At 64.4% G+C, this 21,098-nt stretch carries 21 protein-coding genes; 4 read left to right on the top strand and 17 right to left on the bottom strand.

Annotated features, from left to right (window positions below; genetic code table 11):
* Positions 1-244: 244 nt before the first annotated feature.
* Positions 245-727 (bottom strand): anthrone oxygenase family protein, encoded by a 483-nt coding sequence (locus tag GPL20_RS08695; protein ID WP_157329195.1) that lies wholly within the window; start codon positions 725-727, stop codon positions 245-247.
* A 94-nt stretch (positions 728-821) separates the two neighbouring features.
* Between GPL20_RS08695 and GPL20_RS08690 the strand changes: the two genes are divergently transcribed.
* Together GPL20_RS08690 and argE are read left to right on the top strand one after the other, a co-directional pair.
* On the top strand, positions 822-1,496 hold the full coding sequence (locus GPL20_RS08690; RefSeq protein ID WP_157329194.1) for a TetR/AcrR family transcriptional regulator: 675 nt from the start codon (positions 822-824) through the stop codon (positions 1,494-1,496).
* A 69-nt stretch (positions 1,497-1,565) separates the two neighbouring features.
* Positions 1,566-2,738, top strand: coding sequence for an acetylornithine deacetylase (gene argE / locus GPL20_RS08685; RefSeq protein ID WP_157329193.1), 1,173 nt, complete (start codon positions 1,566-1,568; stop codon positions 2,736-2,738).
* A 223-nt stretch (positions 2,739-2,961) separates the two neighbouring features.
* Here the strand turns inward: argE and GPL20_RS08680 are convergent, their stop codons facing one another.
* The 3 genes from GPL20_RS08680 to GPL20_RS08670 all read right to left on the bottom strand — a co-directional run bounded on the left by GPL20_RS08680 (position 2,962) and on the right by GPL20_RS08670 (position 6,177).
* Positions 2,962-3,588, bottom strand: a complete 627-nt coding sequence (locus GPL20_RS08680) for a LysE family translocator (RefSeq protein WP_157329192.1) — start codon at positions 3,586-3,588, stop codon at positions 2,962-2,964.
* A gap of 153 nt (positions 3,589-3,741) precedes the next feature.
* A complete protein-coding gene (locus GPL20_RS08675; RefSeq protein WP_254125102.1) occupies positions 3,742-4,800 on the bottom strand; it encodes a phosphotransferase family protein in 1,059 nt (352 codons plus the stop codon).
* Positions 4,801-4,941: 141 nt separating this feature from the next.
* Positions 4,942-6,177, bottom strand: a complete 1,236-nt coding sequence (locus GPL20_RS08670; protein WP_157329191.1) for an acyl-CoA dehydrogenase family protein — start codon at positions 6,175-6,177, stop codon at positions 4,942-4,944.
* Positions 6,178-6,502: 325 nt separating this feature from the next.
* Here GPL20_RS08670 and GPL20_RS08665 point away from each other — a divergent pair, with 325 nt between their 5' ends.
* Positions 6,503-7,171 (top strand): TetR/AcrR family transcriptional regulator, encoded by a 669-nt coding sequence (locus GPL20_RS08665; protein ID WP_157329190.1) that lies wholly within the window; start codon positions 6,503-6,505, stop codon positions 7,169-7,171.
* Positions 7,172-7,175: 4 nt separating this feature from the next.
* Here the strand turns inward: GPL20_RS08665 and GPL20_RS08660 are convergent, their stop codons facing one another.
* The 12 genes from GPL20_RS08660 to GPL20_RS08605 form a co-directional block, all read right to left on the bottom strand.
* Positions 7,176-7,568, bottom strand: a complete 393-nt coding sequence (locus tag GPL20_RS08660; protein ID WP_157329189.1) for a RidA family protein — start codon at positions 7,566-7,568, stop codon at positions 7,176-7,178.
* A 151-nt stretch (positions 7,569-7,719) separates the two neighbouring features.
* The gene (locus GPL20_RS08655) at positions 7,720-7,935 is read right to left on the bottom strand and encodes a hypothetical protein (RefSeq protein ID WP_014494475.1); all 216 of its coding nucleotides are present in this window, start codon (positions 7,933-7,935) and stop codon (positions 7,720-7,722) included.
* Between the two features lie 214 nt (positions 7,936-8,149).
* Complete coding sequence (locus GPL20_RS08650) at positions 8,150-9,379, bottom strand: CaiB/BaiF CoA transferase family protein (protein ID WP_157329188.1); 1,230 nt, start codon at positions 9,377-9,379, stop codon at positions 8,150-8,152.
* 186 nt (positions 9,380-9,565) lie between these two features.
* Positions 9,566-10,771 (bottom strand): MFS transporter, encoded by a 1,206-nt coding sequence (locus tag GPL20_RS08645; RefSeq protein ID WP_157329187.1) that lies wholly within the window; start codon positions 10,769-10,771, stop codon positions 9,566-9,568.
* A 146-nt stretch (positions 10,772-10,917) separates the two neighbouring features.
* Positions 10,918-11,745: a 3-oxoadipate:acetyl-CoA acetyltransferase gene (locus GPL20_RS08640; protein ID WP_157329186.1), complete on the bottom strand. Its 828-nt coding sequence runs from the start codon at positions 11,743-11,745 to the stop codon at positions 10,918-10,920.
* A gap of 123 nt (positions 11,746-11,868) precedes the next feature.
* Entirely contained in the window at positions 11,869-13,266 is a 1,398-nt protein-coding gene (locus tag GPL20_RS08635; RefSeq protein WP_157329185.1) for an MFS transporter, read from the bottom strand.
* A gap of 339 nt (positions 13,267-13,605) precedes the next feature.
* Positions 13,606-13,809: a hypothetical protein gene (locus GPL20_RS08630; RefSeq protein ID WP_157329184.1), complete on the bottom strand. Its 204-nt coding sequence runs from the start codon at positions 13,807-13,809 to the stop codon at positions 13,606-13,608.
* 56 nt (positions 13,810-13,865) lie between these two features.
* Positions 13,866-15,200, bottom strand: coding sequence for a PQQ-dependent sugar dehydrogenase (locus GPL20_RS08625; RefSeq protein ID WP_157329183.1), 1,335 nt, complete (start codon positions 15,198-15,200; stop codon positions 13,866-13,868).
* On the bottom strand, positions 15,197-15,649 hold the full coding sequence (locus tag GPL20_RS08620; RefSeq protein ID WP_254125100.1) for a DUF2231 domain-containing protein: 453 nt from the start codon (positions 15,647-15,649) through the stop codon (positions 15,197-15,199). The genes GPL20_RS08625 and GPL20_RS08620 overlap by 4 nt, the downstream gene beginning before the upstream one ends.
* Positions 15,650-15,932: 283 nt before the next feature.
* Positions 15,933-16,505: a CGNR zinc finger domain-containing protein gene (locus tag GPL20_RS08615; RefSeq protein WP_157329182.1), complete on the bottom strand. Its 573-nt coding sequence runs from the start codon at positions 16,503-16,505 to the stop codon at positions 15,933-15,935.
* Positions 16,502-17,392, bottom strand: a complete 891-nt coding sequence (locus GPL20_RS08610; RefSeq protein ID WP_157329181.1) for a DMT family transporter — start codon at positions 17,390-17,392, stop codon at positions 16,502-16,504. Before GPL20_RS08610 ends, GPL20_RS08615 begins: the two co-directional genes overlap by 4 nt.
* 11 nt (positions 17,393-17,403) lie before the next feature.
* Positions 17,404-17,730, bottom strand: coding sequence for a hypothetical protein (locus GPL20_RS08605; RefSeq protein ID WP_157329180.1), 327 nt, complete (start codon positions 17,728-17,730; stop codon positions 17,404-17,406).
* A gap of 638 nt (positions 17,731-18,368) precedes the next feature.
* Here GPL20_RS08605 and GPL20_RS08600 point away from each other — a divergent pair.
* Positions 18,369-20,669 (top strand): polysaccharide biosynthesis tyrosine autokinase, encoded by a 2,301-nt coding sequence (locus GPL20_RS08600; RefSeq protein ID WP_205751146.1) that lies wholly within the window; start codon positions 18,369-18,371, stop codon positions 20,667-20,669.
* Positions 20,670-20,685: 16 nt separating this feature from the next.
* Here GPL20_RS08600 and GPL20_RS08595 read toward each other — a convergent pair whose 3' ends face one another.
* Positions 20,686-21,054 (bottom strand): helix-turn-helix domain-containing protein, encoded by a 369-nt coding sequence (locus GPL20_RS08595; protein WP_157329179.1) that lies wholly within the window; start codon positions 21,052-21,054, stop codon positions 20,686-20,688.
* Between the last annotated feature and the right edge of the window lie 44 nt (positions 21,055-21,098).

Below are 21,098 nucleotides of genomic sequence, written 5' to 3'. Positions count from 1 at the left end.
GCCCCTCTTCCTCGGGCCGGAGCGAGGCGACAACTACGCCGTTTCCGAATTTCGGTAAAGTGGAATATTTTCGATCGCGCGCGTTGACCTGCAATTTGGGTGTTTTGCCCGACGGCAACGCAAGGTGTTGTAGCGCGAAGACCTTGTAGCCCGGATGGAGCGAAGCGTAATCCGGGTTCTCGCCGGCAGACACAGCGGCCCCGGATTTCGCTGCGCTCCATCCGGGCTACGAGGCGAACCGCGGCTACACGGCGAGCGCCGCAATAAACAACGCGCTCGCCACGACCGACGCCGCCGTCCGCACATGATTCCAGAACACCCAGTCCTTCAGATACGTTGCCCACACCGCGCCCGCCTCCGGAGCGGATGGCTGCACCGCAGCGAGTGCGTTGTTGAGCGGGACGTTGAACACCATCGTCACCACGAACATGCCGACGACATAGAGACCACCACCGGCGATCATGCTCACTGCACCCGGCTCGCTGACGCGCAACGCGCCGATCACCACCAGCGCCGCACCCGCCACCGTCGTGCCAAGGAACAGCGGCATGAACAGCGAGCGCACGATGTCGACATTGATCGCGTTCATCGCTGCGATGCCGGCGGCCTGATCGAGCCGACCGAGCGCAGTCATGATGAAGGTCGAGAAGGCGAAATAGATTCCGGCGATGAGGCCGCAGCCGATCGCCGAAAACCACAGAAGCCCGGTCGTGAAAACCTGCCGCATGCCGCGCCTCCTCGAAATACGATAACTTCTCATATTTGATAAATGCGATAAACTCTCTTATTCCTGACGTCAAGCGCTGATGACGGGAACCAGGATGCCGGAACAGAAGAACAGGACGGGCAAAGCGACGCAGGCGGCCGGACGGCGGACGCCGTTGGTGCCGACGCAGGAACGGAGCCGGGAGCGCTTCGACCGCATCCTGGCCGCAGCGGCCGAGATACTGACGGAAAAAGGCAGCGAGGCCTTCCGGATGAGCGATATCGTCGAGCGCACCGGCATCGCCTTCGGCTCGCTCTATCAATATTTTCCGGACAAGAGCGCCGTGATCGGGACTCTGGCCGAGCGCTGCAATGCCATCGGACGCGACTGCGTCCAGCGCGACCTCGCTGCGATGAAGAATCTGCCCGACCTGCACGCCGCGCTGTGCCGCATCACCGACGGCTATGAGCAGATGTTCCGCGAGCATCCCGTGGCGCATCACATCTGGCAGGCGACGCAAGCCGACCGAAGCTTGCAGAAGATCGACGAGGACGACGTCGCATTTCTCGCCGGTCTGCTCAGCGACGCGTTGAAGCACGTTGCGCCGAACGTTCCGGCGGCCGCCCTCGCCTCCTTCTCACAATTGACGATGGTGCTGATCGCAGCCGCGGTGCGCCATGCGATCGTGCTGCCGCCATCCGAAAGCCGCCGGTCTCTGGCGCTGTTCAAGCAGATTTTGCCGCGCGATCTCGCTGCCGTGGACCAAGTCGCGGGCAAGCCCAGACGCTGACATTTGCCCGTCAGGAGAAGCTGTTGCTATGCTGGCGCCGCCGGCAAACCTCCTCTGTTCCGTGATCTCATGCCAAATTCAAGACCCGACCGTATCCGCAAGCTGCTCGCCGACCTCGTCGGCTTCGACACTGTCAGCGACCGCACCAACCTGCCGCTGATCGCCCATATCGAAAGCTATCTCGCCGCCCTCGGCGTCAAGGGCGAGCGCATCACCGACGAGACCGGGCAGAAGGCTTCGCTCTGGGTCACGATCGGGCCGGAGGATCACCCCGGTCTCGTGCTGTCGGGCCATACCGACGTCGTGCCCGTCGTCGGCCAGGACTGGAGCCACGATCCGTTCAAGCTGGTCGAGCGCGACGGCAAGCTCTACGGCCGCGGCACCACCGACATGAAGGGCTTTGTGGCGGTGTGCCTTGCGATGGTGCCGGAGATGCTGGAGGCGAAGCTGAAGACACCAATTCATCTCGCGATCTCCTATGACGAGGAGATCGGCTGCGTCGGCGTGCGGCCGATGCTCCGTGAGGTCGCGAAGAAGAAAGTGAAGCCGCTCGGCGCCTTCATCGGCGAGCCGACCGAAATGAAGGTCATCATCGGCCACAAGGGCAAGCACGGCGTGCGCGCGACCTTTCGCGGCCTCGCCCGCCATTCGTCGATCGCACCCGACGGCGTCAACGCGATCGAATACGCGGCCGAGTTGATCGTCGAGATCCGCCGCCGTGCGGTGAAGCTTGCAAGCGAGGCCGAGCGCGGCAGCCTCTACGACGTGCCGCACTCGACGCTGCTCACCAGCATCGTGCATGGCGGCGCCGCATTGAACATCGTGCCCGATACCTGCACGGTCGACTTCGAATGCCGCGGCATCGGCATCACCGAGTCCAGGGAGGTGACGGATGCGATCGTCGCCTGGGCCAAGGCCGAGCTCGAGCCAACGATGAAGGCGAGGCATCCGGAGTGCGGCATCGATTTCGAGGAGATCCTCGACTATCCCGCGCTCGACACGGCTGCCGATGCCGCCATCGTCACGCTGGCCAAGAGCCTCGCGGGGCGCAACGACCACGCCAAGGTTGCCTTCGGCACCGAGGCGAGCCTGTTCGCCAGCATGGCCGGCGTCCCCTCGGTGGTGATCGGACCGGGCGGAATCGCGCAGGCGCATACGCCGGACGAGTTCGTCGAGATGGCGGAGCTGGAGAAGTGCGCGGGGTTTGTCGAGAAGCTGATCGCACATTGCGCGAAGGCGTAGAGCGTCTCGTCGTCATTGCGAGGAGCCCGTGACAAAATTGCGAAGCAATTTTGCACTGGCGACGACGCAATCCAGACTGCCGCCGCGGAAACATTCTGGATTGCTTCGCTTGGCTCGCAATGACGAGGCGTGCGGGGACATCTGTAGCCCGCATGAGCGAAGCGACATGCGGGACCACCGTTCCCGGATATCGCTGCGCTCATCCGGGCTACGGGATCACGCCTCAGCGCTCCTGCAAGGCGAGCCTTACGCCGACTGCGCAGTAGATGACCCCGACGACCTTGCCTTGCCACCTCACGACCGCCGGGTGACGGCGCAGCAAATTGCCGAGACGGCCGGCGCCGACGGCGAACACGATCGTGCTGACGAGCCCGAGCAGCACGAAGACGATGCCGAGGATGGCGAGCTGAAGCGCGGTCGCGCCGTGCTCGGGATGGACGAACTGCGGCAGGAAGGCGAGGAAGAACAGCGCCGTCTTGGGATTGAGCACTTCGGTCAGGATCGCCTGCCGGAATGCCCGGCCGGCGCTGATCGGTGGCGTGCACTTCGTCAACTCGCCGGGGCCGTTCTCCATAAGAGCGCGAATGCCGAGGTAGATGAGATAGGCCGCGCCTGCATACTTGATGACGCTGAACAACAGCGCCGAGGTGGCGATGATCGCCGAGAGGCCGATGATTGCCATGCTGGTGTGGATCACGTCGCCAGCCGCGATCCCGGCGCCCGTCGCGATGCCGACCTTCGTTCCCGAACTCGCGGCGCGCGCCATGGTGAGCAAGGTCGCTGGCCCGGGAATGAAGACGAAGCCGAGGACGATGAGGACGTAGGTGATGAGTGTGGCGTGGTCGATCATGTGGTTGGCTCTCTCATCGCCGTGTGTCCCGGCGCGTAGCCCGCATCAGCACAGCGACATGCGGGACCACTTTCCCCGGATATCGCTACGCTCATCCGGGCTACGAAGCACAAAACAAAAGGCGCGGCCACATCGGCCACGCCTTCGTCGTCCCTACACCGCGCCCGCCTTCTGCGCGTAGTCCCATGAGGCCTGTGACAGCGGCACGGTGCGCTTGGCGGATTCGAGCGCCTTGGCGTTGGCGGCGGTGCCGTCGCGAATGCGGCCGGCGATACCCTGCGTGATGCCGGCGAGGCGGAAGAGATTGTACGAAAAATACCAGTTGAGATCAGGCACGCTCATCCCGGTCGCATTGCAATAGATCTGCGCAGCCTCTTCCAGGCTCGGGATGTTGAGCGCCTTGAGGTCGACGCCGTGCAAGCCCGGCATGATCCACTGCATCAACAGATAGGTGAAGTCGGCCATGGGATCGCCAAGCGTCGACAGCTCCCAGTCCAGCACCGCCTGCACGCGCGGTTCCGTCGCGTGGAAAATCATGTTGTCGAGGCGATAGTCGCCGTGGACGATCGAGACGCGCGCCTGCTCCGGCACCGTCTTGGGCAACCATTCGGCGACCTTCTCGAACTCAGGAATGTGCTGGGTCTCGGACGCCCGGTACTGCTTGGTCCAGCGGTCGATCTGGCGCGCGAAATAATTGCCGGGCTTGCCGAAGTCGCCGAGGCCGATCGCGACGGGATCGTACATGTGAAGCTTGGCCAGCGTCTCGATCTTGCTGGTGAAGATCTTGCGGCGCGCATCGGCATCCTGGCTCGGCAGCGTCGGATCCCAGAACACCCGCCCCTCCTCCATCGACATGATGTAGAAGGCGGCGCCGATGACGCCGTCGTCCTGGCACAGCGCGTAGGCGTGCGCGACCGGAAAGCCCTGTTTTCCAAGGGCCGCAATCACGCGGTATTCGCGATCGACCGCATGCGCCGACGGCAGCAATTTGCCGAACGGCTTTCTGCGCATCACGTAGGAACGCTTCGGCGTGTTCAGGCGGTAGGTCGGATTGGACTGGCCACCCTTGAACTGGAGGACGACGAGCGGGCCCTCATAGCCTTCGACATGCTCGCGCATCCAGGCTTCCAGGCGCAGCTCGTCGAAACGATGCCGCTCCTCGACCGGCTTGGTGCCCGAGAACTCCTCGTCTTTCCTGACGCCGTCAGCCACGATGACGCTCCCTCTTTTTATTTTCCGTCATTCCGGGGCGCCTCGAAGAGGCGAACCCGGAATCTCGAGATTCCGGGTTCGATGCTACGCATCGCCCCGGAATGACGGTGAGGAGAGCACGAGATGCACTCTCCACCGTTCTTAGTGACTTGGAGAGTTTGCATACTTCCGAAGTTCAAGTCTGGCAATGGCGCGATTGTGCACCTCGTCCGGACCGTCGGCGAGACGGAGCGTACGGATGTGGGCGTAGTCCTTGGCGAGGCCCGCTTCGTCGGACACGCCGGCGCCGCCGAAGGCCTGGATCGCCTGATCGATGATCTTCAGCGCCATGTTGGGGCCTGCGACCTTGATCATGGCGATCTCGAGCTGCGCCGTCTTGTTGCCGACCTTGTCCATCATGTCGGCGGCCTTGAGGCACAAGAGGCGGTTCATCTCGATGTCGGTGCGCGCCTCGCCGATGCGCTGCTCCCACACCGAATGCTCGATGATCTTCTTGCCGAACGCGGTGCGCGAGGCGAGCCGCTTCACCATCTTCTCCAGCGCCTCCTCGGCCTTGCCGATGGTGCGCATGCAGTGATGGATACGGCCGGGACCGAGGCGGCCCTGCGCGATCTCGAAGCCGCGCCCCTCCCCGAGCAGGATGTTCTCCTTCGGCACGCGCACATTTTCGAGCAGCACCTGGGCGTGACCGTGCGGCGCGTCGTCGAAGCCGAACACGGGAAGCATCTTCTCGACCTTGATGCCGGGGGTGTCGAGCGGAACCAGGATCTGCGACTGCTGCTGGTGCTTGGCGGCCGAAGGGTCAGTCTTGCCCATCAGGATCGCGATCTTGCAGCGGGGATCGCCGACGCCCGACGACCACCATTTGCGGCCGTTGATGACGTAGTGATCACCGTCGCGCTCGATGCGGGTCTCGATGTTGGTGGCGTCGGACGAGGCGACCGCCGGTTCCGTCATCAGGAAGGCCGAACGGATCTCGCCGTCCATCAGCGGACGCAGCCATTTGCGCTTCTGCTCCTTGGTGCCGTAGCGGATGAACACTTCCATGTTGCCGGTGTCGGGGGCGGAACAGTTGAACACTTCGGAGGCCCAGGTGATGCGGCCCATCTCTTCGGAAAGCAGCGCGTATTCGAGATTGGTCAATCCCGCGCCGTGGAATTCGTCGTCCTCGTGCTCGGACGGCGGCATGAACAGGTTCCAGAGGCCTTCGGCCTTCGCCTTCTTCTTCAGGTCCTCGAGCACCGGGATCACCTTCCAGCGCTCGCCGCTGTGATCCTGCTCGTCATAGACCGGCACCGCCGGCCGCACGTGCTTGGCCATGAAGGACCGCACGCGATCGAGCCATTCCTTCTGCTTGGGGGACAGATCGAAATCCATGGGACGCTCCTCGTTTCTCTCTCGCAAATCGCTTTTGCGCCGGACTGTCCTGCCACAGAGCATGGCCCGCAAGCCCGAATGCGCGAGCCTCGCGGACTGGGAACCGGACCGCAGTTGCGAACGAGTCCCGATTGCGGATTGACATTTTCCGGCCTTCAAACGATAGTTTCATACAACTGTTTGAATTGCAACCCTCGACCGCCTTGCGCGCCCTGCACGTCATTCCGGGGCGACGCAAAGCGTCGAACCCGGAATCCCGAAGTTGTGGTGCGAGATTCCGGGTTCGCGACTATCGTCGCGCCCCGGAATGACGAGGTCCGAAACCATGGCCAGCGATCATACAAGGTCTGCCATTCTCGCCGCCGCCGAGCGGCTCTATGCCGATCGCGGCTTCGGCGACGTGACGCTGCGCGACATCGTCGCCGAGGCCAATGTCAACCTGGCCGCGGTGAACTATCATTTCGGCTCGAAGGACGAATTGATCGCGGAATTGTTCGTCACTCGCTCGATCGCGACCAACCGCGAGCGCCTGCGCGAACTGAAGGCGGCGGAAGAACAAGGCGGCGGGCGCGCACCGATCGAGGTGATCCTGCGCGCCCTCGTCGGCCCCACCTTGCGCGGCTGCCTCGGCCCGGAGAACCAGCGCTCCACCGCGGCGCGCTTCATGATCCGCGCCTCGATCGAATCCGTGCCGCCGATCCGCCGCATCAAGAACCGCGAGATCGACCACTTACGGAAATTTGCCGGTGCGATGCGGAGGTCCCTGCCCGACCGCAGCGACGTCGAGATCTACTGGGGCCTGAACTTCGCGCTCGCCATGGCGCATCACACCATCCGCGAGAGCGAACGGCTGACGAAACTGTCGGAAGGCAAATGCGACCTCGACGACGTCGAGGACGTGGTCGCGCGCGTCGTCAGCGTCGCGACGATGGCGCTGACGGCGGGAAAGGCGGCCAAGGCGCCGGCGCGCGCGCTGGCGAGAGACGCGGGTTAGCCCCTCACATCATCGCGATGCAGTCGATCTCGACGTCGAAGGGGGCGAACCATTCCGGCGTGCAGACGAAGATCCGTGCCGGCGGATCGAGCGGGAAGTAGCGCGCATAGACCGCGTTGAAGGCGGCGAAGTGCTTCGTCGACGTGCAATAGACGTTGCACTTCATGACGTTGTCGAGGGAGGCGCCGGCCGTCTCAAGGCACAGCTTCATCTGCTCCATGACGATCTCGCTCTGCCGCTCGATCGGCGCGGAAGCAATCTCGCCGGTCTCGGGATCGAATGGCGGCAGGCCTGAGACGAAGATCATGTTGCCGGCGCGCGTCACCGGCGAGGTCGGTGCCTTCCAGCGGTCGAGGAATGTCGAGATCGGTTCGACGCGGAGCGCTTCGCGTTTCATGGCGGCCACCTTCGGTTCGAGCGAGACTGACCGCTGACTACATTATTCCGTAGCCGGCATGTTTCGCTTTTGATCGAAGCATGATCGCCGCAGCTTATCGTTTGAGCATGATCTTGCCGGAAAACCGCTGCACACTTTTCCGGATCATGCTCTAGACCCGCTGCGGCATCTCCTCGGCCTCTTCCTTGGCGAGCAGCAGCAGCATCTCGATGCCCATCTCGCCTTCCTGCGGCGAGCGGATGAACTTGATTTCGTCGGCGCTTTGCCGCAGCGCGGCAATGATGGCGACGGCCTGATTGGCCGTGGCCGCTTCGGTCGCCAGAATTGCCTTCTGGTCCTTGGCCTGAAACCCGATGGTGTAGGACATTCGCTTCCCTCCCGAACCCAGTGGCGGGATCGAATCAGAGTCGCGCGCGAAGCGGAAGCCTGTGCGACTACGGACCGGGTTTATCTGGGGATTGCGCGCAAGCCTCGCGCAAGCCGCGCGAAGGTCATGCTTCCGTCACCAGTCTATGCGCAGTCCCCAGTGCAACGCGCCGCGAGCGCCCTCCCCTTGGACAACGGCAGAGGGCCGGAACCAGCTAGATGATACCCTGCTGCTTCAGCGCCTCGATCTTCCCGGCATCATAGCCGAGCTTGCCGCCGAGAACTTCCCTTGTGTGCTCGCCGAGCAGCGGCGGGGCGCGGTAGTCCTTGATCGGGGTCTGCGAGAGGGTGAGCGCGTTGCGAACCAGCGAGAGATCGGGCTCGAAGGGATGGTTGACCTTCACCCGCATGCCGCGCGACTGGACGTGTGGATCGGAAAACACCTGCTCGAAATTGTTGATCGGCCCCGATGGCACGCCGGCCTCCTCCAGCTTCTCCAGCCAATAGGCCACCGGCTTCTTCAGGAACAGGCCGGCGAAGATCGCCATGATCTCCTTGCCGTGCACGACGCGGTCGTTGTTCTTGACGAAGCGCTTGTCACTGGCGAGTTCGGGCTCGCCGAGCACGGCGCAGGTGCGCTGGAACTGGCCGTCATTGCCGACCACCAGCATCAATTCGCCGTCGGTGCAGCGGAACACGCCGGCCGGCATGCCGCCATTGCCCCAGGTGCCGCGGCGCGGCGGCGTCTTGCCGTTGACGAGGTAGATCTGGAGCCAGTGCGACAGGGATGCGATGACGGTGTCGAACAGGCAGACGTCGATGTGCTGTCCCTCCCCGCCATTGGCGTCGCGATGGTAGAGCGCGGAGAGAATCCCGATCGATGAGTTCATGCCGGTCATGTAGTCGACGATGGAGGGGCCGACCTTCATCGGGCCCTCGCCGGGCTCGCCGTCGATATGGCCGGTGACGCTCATCAGGCCGCCCATGGCCTGGAGGATCGCGTCATAGCCGGCGCGCGGCGCGTAAGGCCCGGTCTGGCCAAAGCCGGTCACCGAGCAATAGATGATGCCGGGATTGATCGCCTTGATCGACTCGTAGTCGAGACCGTAACGCTTGAGATCGCCGACCTTGTAGTTCTCCATGAAGACGTCGGCGTCCTTGGCGAGCTCGCGGATGATCGCCTGCCCCTCGGGCTTGGCGATGTTGACGGTGACCGACTTCTTGTTGCGGTTGGCGCAGAGGTAGAACGAGTTGTTGTTGTTCGCCTTGCCGTCGGGATCTGCGAGATAAGGCGGGCCGAAGGCGCGCGCGTCGTCGCCGGTGCCCGGCCGCTCGATCTTGATGACCTCCGCACCGAGGTCGCCCAGCATCTGGGCGGACAACGGCCCGGCGAGCACACGCGTGAGGTCAAGGATCTTGATGCCTGAAAGCGGCAAGGCCGACATGTAGGTTTCCTCCGGGGAACTGGATCTTAGAGCTGATCTTGGCGCGGCGGCGATATCGCGGGACGCGCTCTCTGCGGATACACCATTTTGATGCACTGAGCACTGCACTCCGGGCATACGGCCATCCCCTGCCCGGCAGCGAGGCCGCCCGCGCCGGCCAATTTCCGCTCTGCGAATATTAGCCGGTCAGGTCGCGGCAGCTGCGGCTACCTGCGGACGGCGGCGGCTGAGCAGAACCAGGATCATCACGGCCGCGCAGGAACAGACAAAGGTGAGACCGAGCGCGCCGCGGCTGCCGAACTGGGTGAGCAGGCCGGCAAGAACGGGCGGCGAGACGGCGGAAGCGAGATTGAGCGGCAGCGCGATCATCGACGACGCCTTGGCGAATTCGGCCTGATCGTAGAACACGAGCGGTATCGTCGCCCGCGCCACCGCCATCGCGCCGCTGCCGGCGCCGTAGAGCAGGATGAAGGTCGCAACAGCCCAGGTCGCGCCCTCGCTCACCATGAGGATCAGCATGGCCACCGGCAGCGCCGTGCCGGCGACCAGCCCGGTCGTGATGCCGTCCCACCGTCCGCCGCCGAGGAAATCGAGCCCGCGGGCGCTGACCTGGATCACGCCCAGCATCGAGCCGAAGGCGATCGCCTGCGCCGGCGCCAGTCCCTCGGCCCGCAGCAGTTCGATGAAGACGGCACTCAGGCCGAAAGTGACGAAGGCATTGACGGTGATCGCGGCAACGACGAGGCCGAACGTGCTCCGCGGAATCGACAGCGCATTGGCTCGCTTTGCGGGAACGGTGCCCCCCTCCTTCGCGACGGCCCGGCGCGGAGTTGCGAAAGCATAAAGCGGAAGCGAAACGAGGATCAGCATTGCGGCGTAGACGAGGCAGGTGCCGCGCCAACCGAAATGACCGCTCAGGAACGAGGTGGTTGGCCAGAAGATGCTGCCGGACAGCCCCGTCACCAGCATGAGCGCGCCAATGGCGCTCTTGGCCTGTCGCCCGGCGACCTCGTTGAGCATGATATAGGAGCCGGTCGACAGCGTGGCGCTTCCGCTCATGCCAAGAATGACCCATGCCACGAAATAGAGCATCGGCTCGTGGGCAAGCGACAGAGCGACGAAACCTGGCACGGCCACGACAGTGCCCACCATCATCACCTTGCGCGCACCATGCCGCGCAAACGCCCTGGCGAGCCAGGGCGCGCAGAGCCCCATGGTGACATAAAGCGTGGAGGTGCCGGCAAACACCATCGGCAGGCTCATGCCGAGATCGGCCGCGAGGTCACGGCCGACAATGGGCGGAAGACCGATCGTACCCCAGCCGATGAGTTGGGTGACCGCAAGCACCAGCAGGACTCCGATGAGCCTGCCGTCAGATTTCAAGAACCGCATTCCGATCGTCGCCTGCCCCTGCTGCATGCCTGCGCACAGACACGTCATAGCGGGAGCATTGATAGCGGGAGTCTTGGCGCACGGGAATGCCGGCTGCCGAATGGCAGAAGTCGGCGGGAAGCATGTCAATCGGACGACGGCCGTCCCTACCCCGCGATCCCGAGCAGGGATCGCGCCTCGGCTGCGGTCGCGACGCGCCGGCCGTGGCGCGCGACAGCCTCGCCGGCGATGGTCACGAGCTCCGCATTGCTGCGAGCCAGGCGCGTCCTGTCGATCCTGATATTGTCCTCGAGCCCGGTGCGAACGGCGTCGGCCCCCCGCGCGAGAGCCCAACCCATGACCTCGGCCTGGTGGCGCCCGATCCCGGCCGCGGTCCACGTCGCCTTCGGGATCAGCCGCCTCAGCTCTCCCAGCAGGATGTCGAGAACGTGCTCGTCGGCGGGCATCGCGTTCTTGACGCCCATGACGAACTGCACGTGCGGTCGCGCGTCGATCAGCCCCGTCTCGATCAGGCGACGGGCACCATGCAGATGCGACAGATCGAAGATCTCGATTTCCGGCCGGATGCCATCCGCCTTCATGCTTGTAGCGAGCGTCTCGACCAGGGCGGCGCTGTTCTCGTAGACGATCGTCGGAAAGTTCACCGACCCGGTGGAGAGCGAAGCCATGTCGGGCTTCAGGTAGAGCGATGATCCCCGCGCCGAGGGATCGCGGCCCCGCCCACCGGTCGAGAACTGAACGATCATCCCCGGACAATGCTTCCTGATCCCCTCCTGCACCCGGGCGAAACGCTCCGGATCGGAGGACGGCGTCTCGTCATCGTTGCGAACATGGATATGGGCAAGCGTGGCACCGGCTGCGAAGGCCTCGTGCGTCGACTCGATCTGTTCGGACGGCAGAATCGGGACCGCGGGATTGTCCTTCTTGCGCGGAACGGAGCCGGTGATAGCGACAGCAACGACGACGGGGTTCATCCTGCAACCTCATGATGATCGCGCTCACGCGCACCGAATTCGACCAGACGATTACGTAGCGCGACGAGCCATGCCGGTGCAAACATCATCGATCGCAGCGGCACGGCTTTTCCTGCATCCGCGTCAGGTGGGAATTGCGGCCGCACCGCTCGCCGCAGCCGCGCGCTGCCGCTCATAGTCGGCCCGCGCCATCGGAACGGCCTTGGGGTTACCGAGATCATCGATGCTGGTCCGATAGGTTTCCCGGGCCGTGACGGCCGCCAGCGCCGCGATGACCGTGATGCCGAAGGCGATCGCCCCGACCGTCAAGGGAATGTTGGCCGCGCCGGGAGGCGCCACGGTGGCAAACAGGGCCGGAAGCAACGCGGTGATCGTCGTGCCGATGTTCTGCGAGATCGCCATCGCCGACACACGGGTGCGGGTCGGAAACAGCTCCGGGTAAAAGCTCGGGAAGACCGCATTGTAGCCCTGATAGACGACGCCCCACATCAGCAGCGACAGCAGGATCGCAAGCGGCACGTCCCTGATGCTGATGGCATAGAGGTAGCCGAAGGCGAGCAAGCCGGACAGAAGCGCACCGACGATGATCGGTGGCTTGCGACCGATCTTGTCGGAGAGATGACCCACGAAGGGAATGACGAACACGGCCAGCATGTTCCCGAGCACCGGGATCCACAGATAGACGTCCTTGGCAAAGCCGATGCCATAGGCCGGCTGCACCGCGTAGGCCGCGCCGAAGATGGTCGCAACGACCGGAATGACGTTCATCAGCGCCATGCAGATGACCCTGAGCATGTCGCGCCAGCTCAGCTTGATGGCCTGGACGATGGGCGCCCTCGGCGTCTCTCCCCGCTCGCCCTCGCGGGCAAAGACGGGGGTCTCGTCGACTTCGCGGCGAATGACGTAACCCGCGACGATGACGAAGAAGCTGAGCAGGAAGGGAATCCGCCAGCCCCAGCTATTGAAAGCCTCGACCGGCATATAGGCCGCCAGCGGCAGGAAGACGGCTGCCGCGAGGATCTGTCCGGCCTGCACGCCCTGAAGGGCAAAGCTTGCATAGAAGCCGCGCCGACCGAACGGCGCGTGCTCCAGAATCATCGAGCTCGCACCGGAGATTTCACCGGCCACGGCAAATCCCTGCACGAGGCGCAGGATGACGAGCAGGATCGGCGCCAGAATGCCGACCTGCTGATAGGTCGGCAGAAAGCCCACCGCCATCGTCGAGATGCCCATCAGAAACATGCAGACGATGAGAACCGTCTTGCGGCCGTGGGTGTCGCCCCAATGTCCGAGCACGAAGGCGCCGATCGGGCGGGCCACATAACCAACGCCATATGTCGCCAGCGATGCGACGATTGCGACGGTGGGATTGTCGGACGGAAAGAAGATCTGCGGGAAGATCAGAGACGCGGCGGTCGCGTAGATGAAGAAGTCATAATATTCGAGAGCCGACCCGATCCAGCCGCTTGCTGCAGCCTTCCTGGACTGACTCATGTCGTTGATAGCGCGGGTCGTGACCATCTCGGCAATTCCTCCAACCTAGTTTGTCGGTGTCCCGTTGGCGGGCTTCGTCGAAAATTGGGCAGCAATCTCCGGGCGCTCTGCGGAGTTTCCGCGCGCTCGTCACTGCCGATTGATGTCTGATTGGTCGCGACAATAGGCTTTCGCCGGGCTAACACAATTACCCAGTTATGCAATAAACCTAACATGATGTTATTTGGCGCCCGGGGGCTCCAAGCGCCGGCCGCGGTCATGCGTGCGGACCGGCTCGCGAGCCGGTCCGCAGGAAATCAATCTGGCGGATCGAAGGTCAGCGCGAAATGGCGCGTATCGCGCGAGGCGGCTGATCGTATGACGAAGCTAGCTTCCCAGCGCGGTCTCTCCCGCCTCGCGGCCCGGGACGCTGACATGAACCTCGTGTCCCTGACGAAGTGCCAGCGAGGCGGCGGCGACCGCCGACTCGAAGGCGGCTTCCTTGGTGGCGTATTTGCTTTTGACGTCGCCGTCATGCAGCACGCCCCACTCGTCCTGCACCGGCACGATGGCGTATTGAGCAAGACCCATTGTCCACTCCTGACTTGGCGTTCAGAGATCGTCTGCCAGACAACGCGCCGGCGAGCTTAACGTTGCGTGAGCTGCGGATGCGCCGCACTCACCCGCCACACCGTATTGCCGCTGTCGTCGGCCACCAGCAGCGCGCCGGTCTTGTCGATGGCGACGCCGACGGGGCGGCCGCGCGCCTGGTTGTCGCTATTGAGGAAGCCGGTGACCACGTCCTGCGCCGGACCGCTCGGTTTGCCGTCGGCGAACGGCACGAACACGACCTTGTAGCCGTTCAGCACCTGCCGGTTCCAGCTGCCATGCTCACCGACGAAGGCGCCACCGCGATAGGCGCCCGGCAGGCTGGTGCCGGTGTAGAAGGCCAGCCCAAGGGGCGCGACGTGCGAGCTCAGCGCATAGTCGGGCACGATCGCGCTGGCGACGAGATCCGGCCGCTCCGGCTTGACGCGGGGATCGACGTGCCGGCCCCAATAGCTGTAGGGCCAGCCGTAGAACCCACCGTCCTTCACGGAGGTCATGTAATCCGGGACGAGATCGGGGCCGAGCTCGTCACGCTCGTTCACCACGGTCCACAGCGCGCCGGTCTGCGGCTCGAAGCTGAGGCCATTCGGATTGCGCAGGCCGCCCGCGAAGATGCGCCAGCGGCCGCTGGCCCGGTCGACCTCGAGGATCGCGGCGCGATTGTGCTCGGCCTCCATGCCGTTCTCGGTGATGTTGCTGTTGGAGCCGACGCCGGCATAAAGCTTCGAGCCATCGGGACTTGCGACAAGGCTCTTGGTCCAGTGATGATTGATCGGCCCGCCCGGCAGCGGTGTCAGGACAGTGCCGGGCGCCGTGATCCTGGTGTCCCCCTCGGTGTAGGGATATTTCACGATCGCATCCGTATTGGCGACGTAGAGATCATTGCCGACGAGGGCTACGCCGAACGGCGAGTTGAGATGGTCGAGGAAGACGCTTTGCGTGTCCGGCACGCCGTCGCCATTGCTGTCGCGCAAGAGCGTGATGCGGTTGCTGGCCCCGGTATCGCCGCCGGAAGTCGCCCAGGACTCGATGTAGCCCATCACGATTTCCTTCGGCCGCTTGATCGGGGCGCCCTTCGGCGCCTTGGATTCGACCACCAGCACGTCCCCGTTGGGAAGCACATAGAGGAATCGCGGATGCTGCAAGCCGGTTGCAAAGGCCTTGACCTGCAGACCCTGCGCAACGGTCGGCGTCTCGTCCTTCTTCCAGCCGACGATGCGGGCGATGTGCACCGGCGGCAGAAGATATTGCTGGATGTCGGGCAGTACCGGGTTGGCGCCGACTTGCGCGCTGGGATCGCCGCTGCCGTCATTGCAGCCGGCCAGACACAGCAGCGAAGAGCACAACAGCGCGCGGGCAAATCTCGATATCATCGCGCAACTCCCACACCGTGGCGATACACCATGGCCCAGCCGAGCCAGCCGGTCACAGGCAGGATCAGCACGGTAATCGCCGAAAGAACGAGCCCGGTCGGCCACACCGAGGTCCAGGCATCACGGGTGTGGATCAGCAGATTGACAATCGCCAGGATCAGCACCACGGCGTTGCCGATCAGGTGCGGCCAGGCCGGCGTCTGCGCCCGCACCAGGCGGTTGCCGAGGAAATCGATGAGACCTGCGATCGCCGCCAGCACGCCGAAGGTGACTCCGACGACCAGAAGCCAGGCGGAAAAATCGGCCCACATCATCTCGGCGCTGGCGACATAGGCGATGTCGGTCAGCAGTGCTCCGATGAAGCACACGATCGGTATCGGCACCAGCATCGGATGAATCGGATGGCCTGCGATTTGCGCGGTGGAACGCACGCGCATGTCCTGCTGCACGGTCGGCCTCGTGTGACTTTTCGCCCTGCCCGACCGGCCAACTCACGCTTCCAGCGATGGTTCCTGGAAAGGCCCGCGTAAGACGGGCGACAAGACTTGGCCCATGAGGCGGTCACCTGCGTGCCATGGGCGCGCGGCGGCCGTTCGCGGGAGCAACCCGCGAAGCGAGCCGTGCAACTTCATCACGGCTCATCGATGAATGAGCTCACCCCTACTCATCAGCGATTGGCAAACCAACCTTTCCTGGTCGTGTCCCCGGTATCGCTTAGAGGCGGCGGGCGCCTTACCGCCTCAATCGCAATTTCGCGCGGTTTCCGCAGGTCGCCATCTCGCACCAGCGGCGCGATCCATTTTTGGTGCGGTCGATAAACAGCCAGCGGCAGTCCTGCGGCGGACATCGCTTCAATCGACCGAGCTCGCCGCTGCGCAGCAGGTCGACCGCGGCCCAGGCAATCGGGCCAATGATCCGATCGCCATGAGCGAACTCGATGTTGGCTGGTGTGCCGGTCAGGGTTGCGGCCGCGAAAGTGCGGGCCGCGAGATCGTGGATCACCGCCAAGCCCCGCGCCGCCGGTCCCCCGCCACTCGCGATCGCAGCGCCCACTTCGTCGATCGCTCTGCGCAGACGCCGACCGTCGTCGACCAACACCGCCCGCTTGGTTGCGTTGACCGAGAAGTCCGCGCCCACAAGTCCAGCATCCTTCGCCCAAGCCAGCATTCCTTCAGCGTCGCCTAGGTGATCGACCTCGCGGTCCGTACCTCGCCAGCTGATCGTATTGGCGAAATCGAGTGCCAGATTTCCCGCGATGCGGCGAGGCAGGGGCGGCCGATGTTCCATACTGCGCAAACGCTTCATCCGAGGCTCTTTTCCAGGGGCCGAAGCAGCGTCACCGCGGCCGCCACCAGCATGAGGGCAGCACCGGCCGCCTCGACCCAGCCGACTGCTTCTCCGAAGAACCACACGCCGGCGCCGAGTGCGACGATCGGCGACACGAAGGCATAGAACCCCGCGCGCATGGTACCCCATTCGCGCAGCAACACGAGATAGATAGTAAAGGCGACCATCGTGCCGAGCAGCGCCAGGAACAACAGACTGCCGATTGCCGCCGGGGTGAGGAAAGCGTCGAGCATGTATATCGATATCGGCTCCAGCGCCAGCGACAAGCCAAGGAGTGCCGCACCTCCGATCGCCGCCTGGACCATCGTCAACGCGAGTGGCTTAACCGGACCGATCAATGGACGCGCGACCACACTGCCGACGCAGTAGCTGGCGGTCCCAACGACGATCGCCGCTAGTCCGACGCCGCTCGCACTGCTCCCAACGCCGAGCCGCGTCCAGAACAGCCCGACGAGGCCGGCACAGCCTATCGCGAGCACTACGGCGTGGCGCCAGGTTGGCTGCTCCTCGCCGGAGAGCGCGGCAAGGCCAAACAGCAAAACCGGGATCAGGGCCAGGTTGACCAAGCCCGACAGCCCTGAGGGAACGTGCTGCATTCCCCAGAACAGCAAGCCGTAGGTGCCTGTGTTGACCAGCAGCGCTGAAACTATCGTTCGCGCGGCGCGCCCTTCGCTAAATGCGACCCTGGCCCCGCGCACTGCGAGCGCCAGCAGCGCGGCAGCCAAGAGGTATCTTGCGGCAGCCAGCAGCAGTGGGGGCAGTTCGGTGAGACCGACCTTGATGGCCGCCCAGGTCAGCCCCCAGATCAACGACATCACCGCGAAGAGGGCGAGGTTATGCACCATCGCGGCAAGGCTCAGCGCAGGCCCTGCTCATCGACCAGGATGCGGTGGATCTCGACCCGTTGGGGAAGCTCGATCAGAAGTTCGGGATCGCGGTCGAGGTGATGGACCTTGGTGGGCTCTCCCTTGGTGAAGGCGGTCATCGCCTGCATGTCGGGCCAATACGAGATGGTCGTGAACCACGTCTCCTCCTCGCGGTCCTCGCGCAGCAACTGCACGCCGAGCGCCGTCCTCTCGAGCGGCGGAATGCCCTCGGTGCGCACATATTTTTCGTACATGTCGGCAACGTCACGGCGGGTGCGGCCGCGCCAGATGCGCGCGATGGTAGGCTTGGTAGGCATAGTTGAGTCCCTCCTATAGGCGGGCAGAAGCATAAGCGCGGCGAACGCAGCGCCGCGTGACGATCAGCAATGGATACGCGCCAGGTCCAAACTTACACCAGCTAAACGACTTTAGCCGGTGTACGTTCCGATTATTCTGCGCCGAGTAGTCTGGCTTGAAGCAAGGTCGATTTTCCCTTCGCCATATCCCCGCCGCGATCGCGGGCGAGGGAGATTGGCGCCCGCCGGGTACGCTGGGCGGGCCGGAACAGTCCCGGTGTCACGCCTCGTGTGCTCCCCGGGGAACCCGGGCGCATCGAACGACTGCGGGAATATCCGGACGGAGCCAAATGGCTGGCGTCATGTGAATGAATGATATTGCAATTCACCTAAAGCATCGGATCACGCGATTGCCGGAGCTCTTGACCTTACCGCCTGTTGCAATTGTGTATTATTTCTTCGTTACAGGTAACGCGACGAGCGTGAAGGCCCCGGTCTGACGGCGCGGTTGAAACGCGCCCAAAACCGAGGCCATGCCGTTTCCTCCAGGCTGCCGGTCCGACCAGTTCACGCCGTCGCCGTCCGCGCGGCGGGAAGGATTGAGTCACATGTGCCGGCCGGGCCAGGCGCCGAGGATCTGATCGACGATGGATATGCTGGTGCGCAGAACGCATGTCGACCATGGGCGGGACGAGGCCTCGGGCTCGATGTCCGCCCTGATCGACCAGGTCACCGGTCTCGCCCGGCGGCAATACCGGGTCTTCATCATCGTGCCCGCCGTGGCGCTCGCGATCGGCCTGCTCTATCTGCTGGTCACGCCTTCGCAATACACCGCCACCACCACGCTGCTGATCGACAGCACCACGCTGCGGGTGCTCCAGAACCAGCTCCAGCCGCAGGGCGACGTCCCGCTCGACACGCTCCAGGTGGGATCGCAGGTCGAGATCCTGGCCTCGCGCAAGCTGGGCCTCGCCGTCGTGAGGGATCTCCATCTTGCCGACGATCCGGAGTTCGCGGGAGCGGGCAGCTGGAATCCGTTCGCATCCTCCGGCGCGACGGAGGATCGCGAGCAGCACGCGCTCGACGAGTTTCTCGCCCATCGCAGCATCGCGCGCGCCGACAAGACCTATGCCCTGAACATCTCCTATACGTCGAAGAGCGCCGCGACCGCGGCAAAGATCGCCAACGCGATCGCGGAAGCCTATATCGACGACCAGCTCGGCGCCAAATACCAGACGGTCACCCGCGCCGGCGCGTGGCTGCAGGACCGCATCAACGAGCTGAAGTCGAAGGCGGCGGCCGCCGACCGCGCGGTGCTGGACTTCAAGGAAAAGAACAACATCGTCGACCTCGGCGGCGCCGGCACATCGGCGGCCGGTGCCAACACGTTCAGCCGGCTGATCGGCGAGCAGCAGCTCTACGAGCTGAACAGTCAGCTCGCGACCGCGCGCGGCGCAACCAGCGAGGCCAAGGCACGCCTCGACCGCATCGAGCAGGTCCGCAAGATGGACGTGAGCGAAGGCGCCGTCGCGGACACGCTGAAGAACGAAGTCATCACCCGGTTGCGCAACCAGTACATGGACCTCTCCGCGCGCGAGGCCAATATTTCGGGACGCTACGGCGCGGACCATGCGGCCGCGGCGAACCTGCGCGATCAGATGGAAGAGCTCCGCCGCAACATCCGCGCGGAGCTTGGACGGATCGCCGGCAGCTACCGGAGCGACTACGAGATCGCCAGGACGCGCGAGGAGAATCTCGAGCGGTCACTGGCCACGCTGGTGTCGGAGGGACAGCTCACCAATCGCGACAAGCTCGGCCTGGCCGAGCTCGAGAGCTCCGCCAAGGTCTATCACACGCTGTTCGACAATTTCCTCCAGCGCTACATGGAGGCGATCCAGCAACAATCGTTCCCGATCACGGACGCGCGCATCATCAGCCCCGCGGTCGCACCGACGAAGAAGAGCAAGCCGGTGACGTCGCTGGTTCTCGCCATCGCGCTCTCGCTGGGGCTGATGGCGAGCGTCGGCATCGCGGCGCTGCGCGAGGCCGTGGACGGCGTGTTCCGCACGGCGCGGCAGGCCGAGCAGGAGCTCGGCGCGCGCTGTCTGTCCGTGATTCCGCTTGCCTCCGCGTCGGCCTCGCCGGTGCTGCCGCGATCCGGCGCCGCGATGGTGACCGATCCGCCGGATCTTGCCGCCCTTCCCCCGCCGCAAGGCGCGCTGGAGCCTGCGGTGACGGAGGAGCAACGCTACGCGTTCAGCGATTCGCTGAAACGGCGCGCGGTCGACGATCCCATTTCCGTCTTCACCGAGGCGTTTCGCGCCATCAAGGTGAGCGCGTGGCTCCAGGCCAATGTCCGCGAGAACAAGGTGATCGGCATCACCTCCACCCTCCCGAGCGAAGGCAAGTCCACCGTCGCCGCCAACCTTGCGGCGCTGATGGCCGATGCCGGCCGGCGCGTGGTCCTGATCGACGCAGACTTGCGCAACCCGACACTCGCCCGCTCGCTGACCCCGCGCCCGCAGGCGGGATGGCTGGAGGTCATGAGCGGCAAGCTCGACCTCGCGCAGGCCACCGGCCGGGAGCCGACGACCGGACTGGCGCTGCTGCCGCTACTCCTGACCGAGGCGCCCGTTCATTCCGACGAGGTCCTGGCCTCGCAGGGATTCCGCGACCTTCTGGAGCGGCTGCGCCAGAGTTACGATTACATCATCGTCGACCTGCCGCCGCTCGCGCCCGTCGTCGACGTCCGGGCCATCGTCCCGGCGATCGACTCCTTCGTCTTCGTGGTGGAATGGGGCGCGACCAGCGTCAAGACCGTGCGGCGTCACCTGCTGGCGGAGACCGAGCTTCACGACCGCCTGCTCGGCGTGGTCCTGAACAAGGCGAATCTGCGGATGCTCGAACGGTTCGAGCAGCCCGGCATCTACCAGAACGGATATTATATGAGAGGCGGCTGAAGCAGACCGCGGCGTATCAGCCGTTGTCGGGCCGACGCATCCGCGTCCCCTGCCGCGCCCGCAGCTCCTCTTCGTATTTCAGCTTTTCAAGCAGCACGTCGGTGACGAGACGCCGCAACTGGGCGTTCTCGAACTCCAGCCGCTTGATCGTCTCCTCGGAACTCGCATCGGCTGATGCCGCGCGCGGGACGCTTTCGATCACGCGACGCTCATGATCCATGGCCGGCGGAGACGATTTGAGCATCTTCTTCCAGCGATGGTAAGTCATGATGCTAACGCCGAGCGCCTTGGAGATCTCGCGCTGGGTCTTGCCCTTGGCCGCGAGTTCATTGGCCTGCGCAAGCTTGGCCGAAATCTCCTCCGAGGCATGCCTCTTGCCAACCATACCGGTCCCCTCAGGCCCGAACTGCGCCCGCCCGGGTCTAGTAA

Origin of the sequence: Bradyrhizobium cajani (assembly GCF_009759665.1) — a bacterium.
GTDB classification, from domain to species: Bacteria; Pseudomonadota; Alphaproteobacteria; order Rhizobiales; family Xanthobacteraceae; genus Bradyrhizobium; species Bradyrhizobium cajani.
This window is presented reverse-complemented; position numbering and strand designations above follow the sequence as displayed.

What these genes read in the sequence shown, in the direction of transcription:
- GPL20_RS08695 (WP_157329195.1), bottom strand. Translation starts at nt 727, where the DNA reads ATGCGGCAGGTTTTCACGACCGGGCTTCTGTGGTTTTCGGCGATCGGC.
- GPL20_RS08690 (WP_157329194.1), top strand. Translation starts at nt 822, where the DNA reads ATGCCGGAACAGAAGAACAGGACGGGCAAAGCGACGCAGGCGGCCGGA.
- argE (WP_157329193.1), top strand. Translation starts at nt 1,566, where the DNA reads ATGCCAAATTCAAGACCCGACCGTATCCGCAAGCTGCTCGCCGACCTC.
- GPL20_RS08680 (WP_157329192.1), bottom strand. Translation starts at nt 3,588, where the DNA reads ATGATCGACCACGCCACACTCATCACCTACGTCCTCATCGTCCTCGGC.
- GPL20_RS08670 (WP_157329191.1), bottom strand. Translation starts at nt 6,177, where the DNA reads ATGGATTTCGATCTGTCCCCCAAGCAGAAGGAATGGCTCGATCGCGTG.
- GPL20_RS08665 (WP_157329190.1), top strand. Translation starts at nt 6,503, where the DNA reads ATGGCCAGCGATCATACAAGGTCTGCCATTCTCGCCGCCGCCGAGCGG.
- GPL20_RS08660 (WP_157329189.1), bottom strand. Translation starts at nt 7,568, where the DNA reads ATGAAACGCGAAGCGCTCCGCGTCGAACCGATCTCGACATTCCTCGAC.
- GPL20_RS08655 (WP_014494475.1), bottom strand. Translation starts at nt 7,935, where the DNA reads ATGTCCTACACCATCGGGTTTCAGGCCAAGGACCAGAAGGCAATTCTG.
- GPL20_RS08650 (WP_157329188.1), bottom strand. Translation starts at nt 9,379, where the DNA reads ATGTCGGCCTTGCCGCTTTCAGGCATCAAGATCCTTGACCTCACGCGT.
- GPL20_RS08645 (WP_157329187.1), bottom strand. Translation starts at nt 10,771, where the DNA reads ATGCGGTTCTTGAAATCTGACGGCAGGCTCATCGGAGTCCTGCTGGTG.
- GPL20_RS08640 (WP_157329186.1), bottom strand. Translation starts at nt 11,745, where the DNA reads ATGAACCCCGTCGTCGTTGCTGTCGCTATCACCGGCTCCGTTCCGCGC.
- GPL20_RS08635 (WP_157329185.1), bottom strand. Translation starts at nt 13,266, where the DNA reads ATGGTCACGACCCGCGCTATCAACGACATGAGTCAGTCCAGGAAGGCT.
- GPL20_RS08630 (WP_157329184.1), bottom strand. Translation starts at nt 13,809, where the DNA reads ATGGGTCTTGCTCAATACGCCATCGTGCCGGTGCAGGACGAGTGGGGC.
- GPL20_RS08625 (WP_157329183.1), bottom strand. Translation starts at nt 15,200, where the DNA reads ATGATATCGAGATTTGCCCGCGCGCTGTTGTGCTCTTCGCTGCTGTGT.
- GPL20_RS08615 (WP_157329182.1), bottom strand. Translation starts at nt 16,505, where the DNA reads ATGAAGCGTTTGCGCAGTATGGAACATCGGCCGCCCCTGCCTCGCCGC.
- GPL20_RS08610 (WP_157329181.1), bottom strand. Translation starts at nt 17,392, where the DNA reads ATGGTGCATAACCTCGCCCTCTTCGCGGTGATGTCGTTGATCTGGGGG.
- GPL20_RS08605 (WP_157329180.1), bottom strand. Translation starts at nt 17,730, where the DNA reads ATGCCTACCAAGCCTACCATCGCGCGCATCTGGCGCGGCCGCACCCGC.
- GPL20_RS08595 (WP_157329179.1), bottom strand. Translation starts at nt 21,054, where the DNA reads ATGGTTGGCAAGAGGCATGCCTCGGAGGAGATTTCGGCCAAGCTTGCG.